13 protein-coding genes are annotated in these 14,457 nt (G+C 57.9%); 4 read left to right on the top strand and 9 right to left on the bottom strand.

The annotated features are described in order from the left end of the window. Positions 1-12: 12 nt before the first annotated feature. Complete coding sequence (locus AAIE02_RS02755) at positions 13-846, bottom strand: transposase family protein (protein WP_498531931.1); 834 nt, start codon at positions 844-846, stop codon at positions 13-15. A 361-nt stretch (positions 847-1,207) separates the two neighbouring features. Here AAIE02_RS02755 and ybiJ point away from each other — a divergent pair, with 361 nt between their 5' ends. After that, entirely contained in the window at positions 1,208-1,468 is a 261-nt protein-coding gene (gene ybiJ, locus AAIE02_RS02750) for a DUF1471 family protein YbiJ (RefSeq protein WP_008461011.1), read from the top strand. 129 nt (positions 1,469-1,597) lie between these two features. On the opposite strand, the gene ybiB is transcribed toward ybiJ, so the two are convergent. The 6 genes from ybiB to AAIE02_RS02720 all read right to left on the bottom strand — a co-directional run bounded on the left by ybiB (position 1,598) and on the right by AAIE02_RS02720 (position 7,926). Continuing rightward, positions 1,598-2,560, bottom strand: a complete 963-nt coding sequence (ybiB, locus tag AAIE02_RS02745; RefSeq protein ID WP_166995427.1) for a DNA-binding protein YbiB — start codon at positions 2,558-2,560, stop codon at positions 1,598-1,600. A gap of 14 nt (positions 2,561-2,574) precedes the next feature. Continuing rightward, positions 2,575-4,734: an ATP-dependent DNA helicase DinG gene (gene dinG, locus AAIE02_RS02740; protein WP_498531930.1), complete on the bottom strand. Its 2,160-nt coding sequence runs from the start codon at positions 4,732-4,734 to the stop codon at positions 2,575-2,577. A gap of 195 nt (positions 4,735-4,929) precedes the next feature. Beyond that, positions 4,930-5,328 (bottom strand): CesT family type III secretion system chaperone, encoded by a 399-nt coding sequence (locus AAIE02_RS02735; RefSeq protein ID WP_008461007.1) that lies wholly within the window; start codon positions 5,326-5,328, stop codon positions 4,930-4,932. 2 nt (positions 5,329-5,330) lie between these two features. Then, a complete protein-coding gene (locus AAIE02_RS02730; RefSeq protein ID WP_498531929.1) occupies positions 5,331-6,710 on the bottom strand; it encodes a hypothetical protein in 1,380 nt (459 codons plus the stop codon). A gap of 77 nt (positions 6,711-6,787) precedes the next feature. After that, on the bottom strand, positions 6,788-7,423 hold the full coding sequence (gene xopG / locus AAIE02_RS02725; RefSeq protein WP_008461005.1) for a XopG/HopH/AvrPtoH family type III secretion system effector: 636 nt from the start codon (positions 7,421-7,423) through the stop codon (positions 6,788-6,790). Between the two features lie 20 nt (positions 7,424-7,443). Continuing rightward, positions 7,444-7,926: a CesT family type III secretion system chaperone gene (locus AAIE02_RS02720; protein WP_498531928.1), complete on the bottom strand. Its 483-nt coding sequence runs from the start codon at positions 7,924-7,926 to the stop codon at positions 7,444-7,446. Positions 7,927-8,151: 225 nt separating this feature from the next. Between AAIE02_RS02720 and AAIE02_RS02715 the strand changes: the two genes are divergently transcribed. Beyond that, complete coding sequence (locus AAIE02_RS02715) at positions 8,152-8,784, top strand: response regulator (protein WP_008461003.1); 633 nt, start codon at positions 8,152-8,154, stop codon at positions 8,782-8,784. Here the strand turns inward: AAIE02_RS02715 and AAIE02_RS02710 are convergent. After that, positions 8,762-10,249, bottom strand: coding sequence for a histidine kinase (locus tag AAIE02_RS02710; RefSeq protein WP_008461002.1), 1,488 nt, complete (start codon positions 10,247-10,249; stop codon positions 8,762-8,764). The two genes, AAIE02_RS02715 and AAIE02_RS02710, sit on opposite strands and share 23 nt — an antisense overlap. 45 nt (positions 10,250-10,294) lie before the next feature. Next, on the bottom strand, positions 10,295-10,888 hold the full coding sequence (locus AAIE02_RS02705; RefSeq protein ID WP_008461001.1) for an RNA polymerase sigma factor: 594 nt from the start codon (positions 10,886-10,888) through the stop codon (positions 10,295-10,297). A 262-nt stretch (positions 10,889-11,150) separates the two neighbouring features. On the opposite strand from AAIE02_RS02705, the gene sctW reads away from it, so the two are divergent. Further along, the gene (gene sctW, locus AAIE02_RS02700) at positions 11,151-12,326 is read left to right on the top strand and encodes a type III secretion system gatekeeper subunit SctW (protein WP_166875588.1); all 1,176 of its coding nucleotides are present in this window, start codon (positions 11,151-11,153) and stop codon (positions 12,324-12,326) included. Between the two features lie 27 nt (positions 12,327-12,353). Further along, complete coding sequence (gene sctV / locus AAIE02_RS02695) at positions 12,354-14,450, top strand: type III secretion system export apparatus subunit SctV (protein ID WP_213716011.1); 2,097 nt, start codon at positions 12,354-12,356, stop codon at positions 14,448-14,450. Positions 14,451-14,457 lie beyond the last annotated feature (7 nt).

Raw genomic sequence — 14,457 nt, 5'->3', positions numbered from 1 at the left:
CAATGGGGCGCTTTAACGATGGGAATGATGAATTTTCAGCCACGCCTCGGGCGTCAGGTTTTTCAGCCTGCTGCGGATAATCCTTTTATTGAGCAGATCTTCAAACTCCAGCAGCACCGCCCCCAGCCCCAGCCGCTTATCAAAGCGCTCGCCGTTCAGCAGCGCTTCCAGCGCCTGGTGGTAATTGCCCTGCCCGGCCTTTTCCAGCCAGGCTTCCTGCTCCACAGCCTGTAAAGGCACGCCCAGTTCCCCTGCAAGCTTGTGCGTAAAAGAGCAAGATTTTGCCGTTAAAGAAAGTACGGTGAGCGGCAACCCTTCCCGCAAAAAGCCCACCAGCGGCTCAGCCACCTCTTCACTGCCGCGCTCGCGCAGCGCAACGGCCATATAGCCGGAGGTTCTTTCACTGAACACCAGCAGTTCACCTTGCTTATGGCTAATCGTCTCCGGCAGCGAGAAGGTATCCAGCGTAAAATGGCCCGGCGTCTGGCTGAGCGTTGGCTTAGCCATGCGCGACAGCTGCCAGTTTTGCAGCATACGGCTGACGCTTGCGCGGGAAATCCCCTGCTGAATCAGTAAGCGAGCAGCTTCGAGAAGTTCATCGAGGGAAAGCGCCAGGCGCACGCGCAGGAAGATCAGCATCGATTCCTGCTCGTGACTTAACGCCCGATGAATGGTATTCGGCCGGTGAGATTTGTCGTAACAGTCATCGCGTTTACGCCAGCGCCGGACGGTATCGACCGAAATGTTCAGCTCCTCCGCCAGCTCGCCGTCCGTTTTCGCGGACTCCTGAATGTACTTTCGCGTACGCGGCGTTGTTGTGGCGTTGGAGTGCAGCTTTATCTCCATCGAACCTCATCCGTCGGGTTAAAAAGGAAAGAGAACAGTATAAAAGCTTCCCTGTCAGCTTACTGCGCAAATCATCAAAGTCAGGCTGAAAAAGAGGCGCAAGCGATTGCACATCAGGTAAGACCAGCGCTGGCAAAAAGAGTAGCAAAATGTGCGCAAACTAAGTGTTTCCAGGGTTAACGTCACGCAACGAAATTATTTACTCCGTAATTATCATTTATTTCAATACGTTATAACTAATTCAATTTTTTTGATTAAGGTCGTCAATTCTCTTCGATTTATTCTTCCACAGAAAAGTGTGACCATAATCACATCGACGGAACAACGTCACCTTAACAGAACAACCTGCGAGAATTTAGCCATGAAAACCATCAAATATGCTGTAGCTGCAATTGCTCTTTCTACTCTGTCTTTCGGTGCTTTCGCTGCCCAATCCGTAAACGAAGCCCAGGCGCAGAACCTGAATAAAATTGGCGTTGTTTCCGCCACTGGCGCAACAACTCTGGATGGCCTGGAAGCAAAACTGGCCGCTAAAGCAGAAGCCGCTGGCGCAAGCTCTTACGCGATTACTTCTGCCAACACCGAAGGCCAAATGAGCGGCACCGCGGTTATCTACAAATAATCCCGCGCTCAAGTAATACCCTCATCAAGGCTGGTACCCTCATCGGCCTTGATAGCACTACCCTTGTTTAACCCTGATGTTACCCTTGTTTGCCCGCGATGCCTGTCGCGGGCTTTTTTTGTTTAGCATTCAGAATACGTCGGCAACCCGCGCCAGGCCGGCCTCAAGCGTTACAGCCTCTCCGGTAGCAACCAGGCAACAGGCCATCTGAATTTTCAGCGACTGCGGGACCGGCTCAACGCCCGCCACGCAGCGCTCAATCCAGCGGGCAGTGACTTCAGGATCTTTGCCTGATGGCAGCACGACGCCTTCGTGTTCGGCTTGCCGTTCGCTCACGATTCGGGTGCCCTGTCCATCAATCAGCGTTATTTGCGGGCAGCGCAGCGGGTTGGCGTACACTTCACCTTCGGTGCCATGCATTAACAGCCCCCGCCCGCCGATATCAGCAAAAAACTTCGCCACTTTCGGCACATATTCCGGGTGAGAAACGCTGGCCAAACGCAGCGCGGCCTCCTCCTCAAACGGCGTGGCCAGCTTCGCCAGCGTGTGCGCGCTGTTACGCACCCCCATGCGCCAGCGCATTGCCAGCTGGTTTTCCATCGGCGGGCAAAGCGCGCCAATCGGCAGATAGACGGGATGATGAGATTCAAGCTTCGCCTGTGCCTGTCCGGCGTGGCGGGTCGGCTCAATGCCCAGCAGCGTAAAGATGGTTTCCGTCAGCACTCGGGTGGGATCTTCACTCACGCCGTGGATCACAACCGGGTAACCCAGTTTGTTGAGCAAAAGCGCCAGCAGCGGCGTGAGGTTAGCCTGCTTGCGGGCGCCGTTATAGGAAGGAATGACAATCGGCATCGGCTTGCCGGGCGGCGGCGTGAGCGTAATGACATGCTGCTTCATCGCCTCATAAAAACCGAGCATCTCCGCTTCGCCTTCGCCCTTAATACGCAGGGCAATCAGCACCCCGCCCAGCTCAAGGTCAGGCACTTCGCCCTTCAGCATGTGGCTATACAGCCCGCGCGCCGTATCAAAATCGAGATCTCTGGCGTGGTTTTTCCCGCGGCCAATTTCTTTAATGATTTTGCGATAGTCCATCCAGACTCTCCTTGCTATTTCTTGCTCACACGTTTGCGCCGTACAGTGTGTTTCGGCGTCGTTATTATCACTTTTGCTTCCGGCGCGTCGGGCTGTTCAATCGGGAACACCGGCAGCGCGGCCAGCAGACGCTCGCCGTAGCGTTTACTCAGCAGGCGGCGGTCGTAAATGACTATCTCACCATAGCAGGCGTGGCTACGAATTAAACGCCCAACTTGTTGAATCAGATTAAAAGAGGCGCTGGGCAAACTCTGCACTTCAAAAGGATAGCGGTTGAGGCTTTTCAGCCACTCTCCTTCGGTGACCACCACCGGGCTGTCTACCGGCGGGAAGGCAATCTTATGGATGTGCACCTGAGTCAGCAGCTCGCCTTTCAGATCCAGCCCTTCGGCAAAAGATTGCAGGCCAATCAACACGCTGGTTTCCCCGGCCTGAACGCGCTGGCGATGCAGCTCCACCAGACGGTAACGGGGCTGATCGCCCTGCACCAGCAGCATCAGCCGCAGATCGGTGACGTGGGTTAAAAACTGCTGCAAGGCGCGGCCGCTGGCGAACAGCACCAGCATCGCTTTATGCTCGCCCTGTGCCAGCTGCGCCCGGAAGAAGGCCGCCATCTCGGCAATATGCTGCGCCTCGTGCTCCATCAGCGGCTCAAAGCGCATCTTGGGGATAACGATTTTCCCTTGCTCAATATGATTAAACGGCGAGTCCAGATGGATAAACCGGTCGCCCGCTTTCTCACGCAGGCCGCTCATCTCCTGCAGGCGATCAAAGCGGTTGAGCGAGCGCAGCGTGGCGGAGGTCACAATCACATGCGGCACTTTGCGCCACAGCATTTTTTCCAGCTGATCGCTGACGCGGATCCCCACGCAGTGGAAGAACAGATGCGGCTGCCCCTCGCGGATTTCACGCGTCACCCACTTCGACACCGGCGCGCCGGAGGCCTGCTCCATCGCCGCCAGCTTCCACAGCTTGCTCTGCGCTTCAAAGAAGCCTAGCGCCCGGTTCATTTGCAGCAGCGCCCGGTGCAGGCGCACGATATCGTGGCTGGCGGTTTTTTCGCTCAAATCGTTGAGCAACGCTTCCGACAGGCCGCGCAGCGCCTCCATCAGCTTCGCGAGGCGCTGGCAAATCACCATGATCTCTTCGGGCAGGACGCCCATTTCAAAGCGGTGTTCGCCTTCCCGTTCCCCCGGCAGCCAAAGGCTAACGATCGCGTTAAACGACTGCAGCAGCTCGTACACTTCGTCGCAGTGATTGGTCAGACGTTCAGGCACGGTCAGCGGCGGCGGGCTTTTGGGCCGGAACTGCGCCATGCAGGTTTCCACCAGCTTGCTGAACAGGTCGAGCTGCAGGCGGCTGTAGCCCGGCGTTATCTCCGCGCTCATCTCCAGCGCGTCGCGAGCAACGTCCGCCAGATGATGGCCTTCGTCCAGCACCAGCAGCAGATTTTTCGCCTCCGGCAGCACCGCGTCGCTTTCCAGCGCCGCCATCACCAGCGCGTGGTTGGCCACGACCACTTCCGCCTCGTCGATTTCCCGGCGGGCCACAAAGAACGGGCACTCTTTATACCAGTGGCAGTTTCGCCCCAGGCAGCTGGCTTTATCGGTGCTTAGCCGTCGCCAGAGATCGTCGTCAATCGCCTCATCGGTGTGATCCCGCAGCCCGTCCCATTTATAGCCGTCGAGGCTGGCTTTAAGTTTGGCGCAGCGCTGCTGTTCGGCTTTGCTGGTCGGCGACATGTCATCGTCCAGAAACGCCAGCAGATCGCCCTGCGTAAAGTTATCGGTCGCCAGCGCGGCCAGATTGCGCGGGCACACGTAACGCCCGCGGCCAAAGGCGGCGGTAAACTTCAGGTCAGGAATGATTTTGCGCAGCAGCGGCAGATCTTTGCTGTAAATTTGATCCTGCAGCGCCACGTTGGCGGTGCTGACCACCAGCGTTTTTTGATCCCCTCTGGCGATAGCAATGCCGGGGATCAGGTAAGAGAGGGTTTTGCCGACGCCGGTCGGCGCTTCAATAGCCAGATGCCGCCCTTCTTCACCGGCAAGGGTCTTCGCCACCTCGGCGATCATCTGCCGCTGAGGCGCTCGCGGAATAAAATCCGGGATCTGCTGCTGTAACGCCTTATACCAGGCACCTATTTGCGCTTTTTGCGCCGACGACAAAGCCATAACATCACTTCTTTCTCTGGATAATTTAAGTCACAGAACGGCGTCTGTGGCCCGAATTATGACGAGATACTGTATAAACAGCCACTATTGTTTTACTTTTACTCCCCTGACCCTGCCGTTTTTTGCCTCTTCCTGGAGGTTCATTCAGAAAAACGTTTTAACCGCACGAAGGCGGCTAAAACGTGAGGATCGCGGTTAAACCAACCACGCGGCCAGCTTTTCGGCCTGCTGCGCAAAGCGGTTAAACAGCCGCTTGAGCACTTCCGGCTCCAACTGATGGAACGGCAGACTGCTCCACTGCACAACCTGCTGCTGGTCGGGCAGCAGCCCGGTGAGCACCGGGGGATAATCCATCCCCAGCAGATTAGCCTGCAGCAGCACCGTCAGCGTGTCGGTATCGCTCAGCCGGGTGGGCTGAACGGGCAGCATGCAGCTCAGCAGCAGGTGCCCAACCGGCGATTCGCTGATCTCCAGCGTCACGCCCTCGCCAAGCTCAACGGAATAGCCTTCTGCGTTCTCAAGCTCGACTCTTTGCCCCAGCTCATCGGTCAACAGCGGCTGCAAAACTTGCGCTAATTTTGAAGGTGCGGGCATCGTTAGTTACCTATGATTCGCCGGAAAGCGGCAGTGACTGAGTTAGATCGAGGCCGGGTTCGGGCCGGGGCTGGTGCAGTGCCGTAGACATCCGGCGGAATAACCGGCGGCTCACGGTAAACCGGTCGGCTTGCCATCGCGTGCATAGGCGCATGGGCGTGCACCGGCGGCGGGCCATAGCTGTAAACCGGCGCTGCAGCTGGCGGTGGGCCGTAGCTATAAACCGGTGCAGCCGTTGGCGGCGGGCCGTAGTTGAACGCGGGGGCATGACCCGGCAGCGGAACCGTGCTGTACATCCCTCCAGGCGCGGGAGGCGGTGGGGCATAAATGGGCATCGGGGCCGGACGAATATCGACGGAGTTTGCCCGGCGACGAGGGGCTGCGGGGGGAACCGCATTGGATGCCGTTCTCGGGCGGCGGCCACGGGAAGAAGATTCCGCGGCGAACGATTCCGTGCGCTGACGAGGCCGATCGTTACTGGTGAACGTTGGCGCAGGTGTCCCACGCTGCTGCGCATCTACCGCAGCCTGAGGCCCGATCATTCGGGAACGCATCTGCCCGACGGACAGCGACTGGTCAAAATGTTGCACAACGCCCCGGCTGTCGGTGCCATCGTACTGAATACCCAGGTTGTTGGAGGCGTGCCGCTGCACGTATCCTGGCCCCGCCACCACCGAGTCCCGCAGCTTTTCAGGGCTTAGCTTCGCGAGTTTTGGCGCGGCCTTACGGAACGCTTTATCCACTTCCGCCTGCGTCGCTTTCTCGCCACGCAGCAGCTTCTCGCGAACATCATCGTCCCGGTGGCCAACAGGATACGTATGCAGTACGTGGTAACTGTCGCCGAATTTCGCGTCTTCTATCCGCATGGCTCGGCCAAATTCCGGCCAGGGGTCGGACACCACAGACCGCCCGTTCTCCCGCGGATCGCCGATGATCACAAAAGCGTGGTCGACATCGCGGTTATGCACCACGGAAACCGGCTGTTTGACGCGGGAGTTAGCCAGCAGTAGCGCATTCACCGCCGCCATTTCGCCGCAGTTTCCCGCTCGAAACTTAGAGGCCTCCCAGGCGCGCACGGTGTAGTCCCCGTTGCCCGTTTCCTTCTGCGACAGAAGCGTTCGCTTATAGGATTCGGCCATCGTGGCGCGAACATGGTTCTTTTGGTTACCCGACCCCATGTCCAGAATGCGCCAGGTATCATCTATTGCCTTATTGGCGTAATAGAGCGCGTCAGCCCGGCGCGACGACACGTTCACGGTGCAATCGAAATGCTGAGGGTTATTAGGCTCCAGCGCGAGGCGCATGGAAACCCGTCGGTTTGAGTTACCGCTTATCAGGCCTGGATCGACCCTCAGGCTGGTATCAACGTTGTTTAACGGCATGATATCTCCCCACTTTAGTTGTTGCGTCAACAGGTTATGTGGGGAGAGCGGCGCGGTGGTTCCTGCTGCGGAAGAATTTACCCTGCGGCGTACTGCCCGCGCAGCGGCAAGCCGTGCTCATGGCGAATACCGTTTTCGGACAGCGCTTCCCCCGCATACTTGCCGATACCCACCGCGCGGGATTCCTCCTGCCCGGCCGGCGAGCCCGTATCGTAGCGGTCGGAAGTCCCTCCGGTGTAGGTCCCTTTCATCATGCGATAGCCGTGAACCAGCTCATGGGCAAGCGACACAAAAGCCAGCGAGGGATCGTCCAGCAGGCTTGGGCGGCCGTGGGCATCGATAGCCACGGACTGCCGCGGGTTCCAGTCGACGCTGACGCTGGTCCCCTCGCCTTTTTTGCCGAGCGGCTGTTTTTGCGCTAATTGCGTCGCTTTTTTATTGTGCGCCTTATCGTACTCGCTGCCGGAGAGGTGAAACCGGCGGACCTGAGAGTCGGTCAGCACCGGGCGGGCAACCGTATTCGCCATCGCCGTGACTTTCACCTTAACGTACCGGCCCTGGGTACTGAGGTTACGCAGTTCGCCCACCAGGCTTCGGCCATTGGGCCGACTGAGCAGCTTATGCAAAGCGCTTTCGGCAGCGAGATAGTCTTCCGGGCGGTGATATTCAATGGCGATATGTGGCGCCACATGGCTGGCAGAAATCGTACTCATCTTTTCCCCTTGGTTGGACGTTAACGTCGCAGCAGCAGCGCTTCAATCTGGCGGCGCTGAAGCCGATCTTTTTCTGTCTCCGGTGCAGCCTGGCGCTCACGCGGCGCGGCAGGCTGGCACCAGCGGCCAATCACCGACAGCGTCCAGCTCAACCGCTCCAACAAAGGCAGCAGCGTGTCGAGATGCAGTTCGTCCAAGGGTAACGCCGCCCAGACCACCAGCTGCGCACGCTCTTTATCGGCGGCAACGGTGATGGCTGGCTGCTGGTCAATGTTCAGGTTGGCCTGTAACAGCTCGAGAAGCAGCGCCTCGCCGGGATTATCCGGCAGCGCCAGCAGGCCCATCATCGCCAGCGTCAGGTTTTCCGTCAGCTCCAGGAAAACCTGCTGGCCGCCGTCGAGGGTTAACGAGTAGTAGCCCTGGGCGTTGTACACCATGCCAGGCGCATTCAGCTGTTTAAACAGCGGCTGGAGTTTGTGGTAGAGCTGCTCGGCAATCACCATGATTTCACCTGTCGGTCAGGAACATGGGGCGTGAGTGAGCGGCAGGCGAAGTGGGTTCCAGGGGGAACTTGTAACAAGCTGCAACCTTATCGCCCCCGGCAAAGCTAGATTCGCCGCAGCGAGGCTGCTATGTTCATTTAACACGCGTCTTTGCAATTCGTGCGCGATGATTATTCTTATAAAAAAGAACGATTTAATAACTATAAATTATGGATGACAGACGGTATGGCAATCAGACTCCTCCTCGCGGACGATCACATTTTGATGCGCGAGGGCCTGAAACAGATTTTTTCACTGGATAAGAAAATTAAAGTGGTGGCGGAAGCGGGCTGTGGCAAAACGGTGCTGTCGCTGCTGACGGAAATTGACGTCGATGTCCTGCTGCTGGATCTCTCCATGCCCGGCGACTCCGGGCCGGAGCTGGTGCAGCAAATCACCCGCCTGTGGCCGATGCTGCCGGTGCTGGTGCTGAGCATGCACAACGAGCCGCAAATCGCCCAAATGGTCCTCGCCAGCGGCGCCCACGGCTTCATTACTAAAGACCAGGCCCCGCAAACGCTGCTGCACGCCATTCATCGAGTCGCCTCCCGCCAGCGCTACATTGATCCCTCCCTGGCGGAAGCCATCGTCTTTTCAACCCAGGAAAACGACCAGCTTCGCCGCTACGCCACGCTATCCCAGCGTGAGAAGCAGATCCTTCGCCTGCTGAGCAGCGGCGAAAACATCAATGGCATCGCAGAAACCCTAAGCATCAGCAACAAAACGGTCAGCACCCACAAGACCCGGATGATGGAAAAAATGCAGTTCGACAACAACGCCGACATCATCAAGTTTGCTATTCGCTATCATAAACTTTAGCCGGGGCCGGCAGGGCATAAGGGATCTCGATATGCACGCAGCTCCCTTTGCCCGGCGTGCTGTGGATGTTAAACGTCCAGCCTTTCATCATGCAGCGTTCGCGCATACTCAATAACCCAAAGGCCCCGTCGGAGACCTGGCCGGGATCAAATCCCTGCCCGTCATCATTGATACAAATCAGCACGACTTTGCCCTTTGTGAGCACCTTCACCTCCACTTCCCGCGCTTTGGCATGCCGCTGCACATTGGTGAGCGACTCCTGCACCACGCGAAAAATCGCGGTGACCTCATCGTCACACAGCGACACCGGCAGCGGCTGAATCGTCAGCGTACACACGCCGGAACGGTGCTTGTTGAACTGGTCCCGCAGCCAGATAAGCGCGGGTTTCAGCCCCATGTTCAGCACCGCCGGGCGCAGTTGGGTGGCGATATCGCGCACCACTTTGATGGTGCCATCCACCAGCTGCGTCAAAGGTTCAACTTCATGCTGCAGCGCAGGATGATTCTGGCCCAACAGCGAAATCCCCACCCGCAGCGAGGTCAGGTGCTGGCCCAGCTCATCATGGATTTCCCGCGCCATATGCTTGCGCTCGTTTTCGACGCTGCTTTGCAGCTTTTGGGTCATCTGCCGCAGCTGTTCGTGAGTCTGCCGCACCTGCTGTTCGGCAAAATATTGCCGGGAAGCGGGACGAGCGATCACCAGCACGGATTTCAGCGTCTGCTGCTGGGTAAATTCAGGAATAAAACGCGCCTGGTAGATTCTCGACACCCGCAGGTCGGATCGCATGCCGTGCAGCACGGCCTCCAGCTGAATATGCTTACTCAGCACCAGCTGCAGCGACCAGCCGATCTGCTCCATCAGCGTCGAATCGCCGATAAGCGAGTTGATCTTCAGCCCGATGGCCGCCGCGCTCTTGGGCATGCACTGCAGCGCCGTTTCGTTGGCATAGAGCAGCCGCTGTTCACTGTCCACGCGCAGAATCGCATCCGGCATATTGTCCAGAATGTCTCGAAGTTCGTTTTCACGATCGTAGTAAAAACGATGAATATCATTGCGATAGCGGGTATCGCACACCACCATCATCACCCAGTTCTGCCGCTGAAACTCGAAGCGGCTCGGGCAAACCTCGACCGGAATAGCCTGCGTTGCCGCCTGAAACCGGGCGTTAATTTTATCGCCGTAAGGCGAATGTTCTGGCCGATCCAGCTGCTGCTCAACCACCGCCAGCAGCGGCAGGTCGCCATAGCCCCGCAGCCGGGTAAAAATATTTTCACCCACCAGATGCCCGGCCCTTGCCTGGCCGGCACCTTCCGGCAGGCAAAGACTGAGCGCCTTGTGGTTGGCAAAAACAATATTGAAATCCCTGTCAACAATGAAAACCAGCTCGCGCATGCTATTGAAAGCGGCGCTCAGCAATGCCTGAGTATCATTGGGCCGTGGGTGCGGCCCGCCGTCTTGTTTCATAGAGTGTGATTCTTCTCGTTCAGGGAGTAACGAAGCACCGCTCGCTCAGTTCAGGCTGTCCCACCCCAGATCCTGTTTCAAAGACTGTCGGAGACGGGAAAGACGGGAACGCACGGTGCCGATAGGAATAGTCATCCGGTCAGCCGCTTCCTGGTAACTGATATCGTGATCAACGATCAGCTGTAATAATTGCTGATAATCTTCAGGGAGTTGCGCAATGCGCTGCAACACTTTCGACAGGATGTCCTTACCCTCAGTCACCCCTTCCGGCTGCTCCGAATGCAGCAGCGTACCGAGCACATCATCGTTTAACTCATCGTGCAGGTAGCTCACTTTGACGGATTTATAGTGATTTTTCACCAGGTTTACCGCAATCCCGAACATCCAGGTTTCCGGGCGCGACGTGCCGCAAAACTTGTGCTTGTTACGAATCACTTCATACCAGGTGTTCTGCACCAGGTCTTCTATATCGGCAAAATTTGCCACGCGTTTACGAATAAAATTGTACAGCCGCTGTTCGTTGTCGCGCATCACGCGCTCCCAGTTAACCACCGGAAACTCGCCCTGCACAACGTGGGACTCAAAAGCAGCCTGCGCATCCGGGAAAACCTGTGATTCGAAATCAAACATTGCTGACATAGTGAACACCTTTTTATGGAATAGATTCAGGAGTTCGTCCTATAGCAAGCGCCGTGCCAGCGAAAAATATCAAATCAACACATTGATTAATAACAATTAATTTTTATTAATCAGATAAATATGAGCAAAAACACACACAGCCCGAAAACGGGTTTGTGCAACTTTTTACACATCCCCAGCGGCGGAAATTTTTTATTTGTCGGGGAACCGCCCCAGGCCTTAGCCCACACACTGACAGGCGAATCGGGTAAGGCACACCGCAATGAACATGAGAATCCCCCAGCACCACCATCACCACAATCTGCGTCTTGAAACCGAACAGGCGGACGCCCTGGTCGATGAGCTAATCAGCGACACTAATAACGATAAGAGCGCGGCGAGCAGTTCCTCGTCCGCCACTCGTGCAGCGCCCGCGCCGCAGCGGCCCGGGGCCGCTCAGGAGTCGATGGCGTCAACTTTTGCGGAAAGCATCGAACAGAAAATCAAACATGAGGAACAGCGCACGCAGGCCACCCAGCTGCGCCGTATCTCCGTGGCGGCAATCAAGGTCACTCACCTTGTAGAGCTGGGGAAACTGCTAGAAAGCCCGTCGGGGAAAGAGCAGGCCGAGCAGGAATCGGCTTTTGAACGAATGTTGTCAGGTGGCGACGGAAAAACCCCGACGCTGGATGATTTGCTCGAACAGGCCAATCACGACCCGGCTTCTGCATTTGTCACCCTCAGCCTGATGGCGATGCGCCTGCGCAACGGCAGCAACCCGGCGCTGGCGGCACGCGTCGAGCAAATGCTTGCCGACCTGCAGCAGCAGCACCCGGAAAAAATTAACGCCGGGGTGAATACCGCCCCGGCAATTGCCGCCTTCAGCAGCGATCCGGCGCAGAAGCGCGAAATGCGCAAGCTCTATTACAGCGGCGTGATCAACCAGCAGTCTGCCGACAACATCATGGACGTGCTGCTGGACAAGTTTGGCGTCGATGGCTTCGTGCCCGCATTACGTACGCTGCAGCGCGCGCTTTCCGATGACATCGCCGCCCTGGCCCCATCCGCCCCGCCGACGGCCCTGCGCCGCCTGCTTTCCGGGCTGAACGACACCCGCGCCATTACGCACACGCTGTCGGAAGTCGCCCAGTTCCTCGACCGCCTGAAGAGCAAATATTCCCACGTCACGATGGGGGCCGATGTCATGACGCGCTCCTTGCTCAGCATGTGCCGCAACGGCTTCTATTCCCGCGACCTGACCCAGCTTGGGCTGCAGGTGGTGGGCGAAAAACCTCTGCAGCAGTCTCTCTTTTTCAACGGGCTGCTGACGCTGCTCCAGGCGCTGCCGGAGAAAATTTGGGGCGGGAACGATGAAACCCGCAGCAACGCCCTGCTTCTGCTCCGCACCCTCAACGGCGAATACGCCGCGTGGGAAAAACGCAGCCAGCTGGCGCAGTAAACGGACTTTATCAGGATTGAATAGCCCATGAACGCTTTGTTTAACCTTCTTAACCGGCTGGCAATAACCGCCATGCAACGCTCCGAGGTCGTCGGGGCTTTCATCGCGCTGGCGGTGGTGTTCATGCTGATCATCCCGCTGCCGCTGGGGCTGATTGACGTCCTGATTGCGGTCAACATCAGCGTGTCATGCCTGCTTATCATGACGGCGATGTACCTGCCCAAACCGCTGGCGTTCACCACCTTCCCGGCGGTACTGCTGCTGACCACCATGTTCCGCCTCGGGCTGTCTATCTCCACCACGCGCCAGATCCTGCTGCAGCAAAACGCCGGGCATATCGTCACCGCCTTCGGCAACTTTGTGGTCGGCGGCAACCTGGCGGTGGGGCTGGTGGTGTTCCTGATCCTGACGGTGGTGAACTTCCTGGTGATCACCAAAGGCTCAGAGCGTATTGCCGAAGTGGCCGCCCGCTTTACCCTCGATGCCATGCCGGGCAAGCAGATGTCTATCGACAGCGACCTGCGCGCCGGGCTGATTAACGTCCAGCAGGCCAAAAGCAAACGTGAAGATCTGGCGAAAGAGAGCCAGCTTTTCGGGGCAATGGACGGCGCCATGAAGTTCGTGAAAGGCGATGCCATTGCCGGGATTGTGATCCTCAGCATCAACATGGTGGGCGGCTTCTGTATTGGTGTGCTGCAGCTGGGCATGGCCGCAGGCGACGCCGCCAATGTCTACTCCATTCTGACCATCGGCGACGGCCTGATTGACCAGATCCCGGCGATGCTTATCTCCCTGACCGCCGGGATGATGATCACCCGCGTGTCGGCCAACGAAGACATTCCCAACAACAACATTGGCCGCGAAATCAGCGACCAGCTAACCAACCAGCCTAAGGCGTGGATTATGTCCGCCATCGGCATGTTCTGCTTCAGCCTGCTGCCGGGCATGCCCACGGCGGTGTTTATCGTGCTCGGGATAATCACCCTGGGCTCGGGGCTGTTTCAGCTGTGGCGCGCCAAACGCGCGGCGGCCACCACCACCGGCGGCGAAATTGTCGCCCCGGAAGCCAACGGCGAAGAAGACATTCGTACCTTCAACCCCAGCCGTCTGTTTGTCCTCAGCTTCTCGTCGGCTCGCGCCGGTGACCCGGCGGCCATGGCGCTTATCGAAGACATTCGCCGCCTGCGTAACCGCATTGTGAACCAGTACGGCTTCACGCTGCCGGTCTTCAACATCGACTTCTCGCCGTACCAGCCTGACGATGAATTTCGTTTTCTGGTGTACGAAGTGCCGAAAGTGATTGGCACCTTCAGCTCAAGCAAGCGGGCGCTGGACTACCGCCTGCTGGCCCAGGAAGAAACCGGGACAGAACTCAGCACGGAAACCTATCCGCAGGAAAAAGGCTGGGCGTGGCTGGAAGAAAACGATCCTCTGCTGGATAAATTCCAGATGGAGTCCTGGAGTTCGCACCAGCTGCTGCTGGCCCGCATGGAAGAAGCGCTCTTTGCCAGCGGCCCGCGCTTTATCGGCCTGCAGGAGACCCGCGCCATTATCTCGTGGCTGGAGATGGACCTGCCGGAGCTGGCGCAGGAATTCCAGCGCATCTTCCCGATCACCCGTCTGAGCGCCGTGCTGCAGCGCCTGGTGGCCGAACGAATTTCGCTGCGTTCGGTGCGCAGCATCACCGAATCGCTGATTGTGCACGGCCAGCACGAGCGCGATGTGGGCCTGCTGGTCGACCAGGTTCGCATCGACATCAAAGAACACATTTGCCACCAGTACAGCCACGACGGCGGGATACAGGTTTGGCTGCTGACGCCGGAAACCGAAGAGATCCTGCGCGACAGCCTGCGCCAGACGCAGAACGAAACCTTCTTCGCCCTCAGCCAGGACAAACACGCCCTGCTGCTGGACCAGCTCCGGGAAGTGTTCCCCCTGTTCCAGCGGCAAACCAGCGTGCTGCTGTCCGCCCAGGATTTACGTAGCCCGCTGCGCCTGCTTATCCAGGACGAATTCCATCACGTCCCGGTGCTGTCCTTCGCCGAGCTGCAATTTAACCTGCCGGTCAACGTGCTGGGGCGCATTGATATTCACGAAAACGCGCTTGACGCCTTCACTGCATAAAGGGTGC

It is taken from the genome of Cedecea sp. Ae19-4, assembly GCF_059801165.1.
The sequence above is the reverse complement of the archived record's forward strand: the minus strand, read 5'-3'. Positions and strand labels throughout refer to the sequence as shown.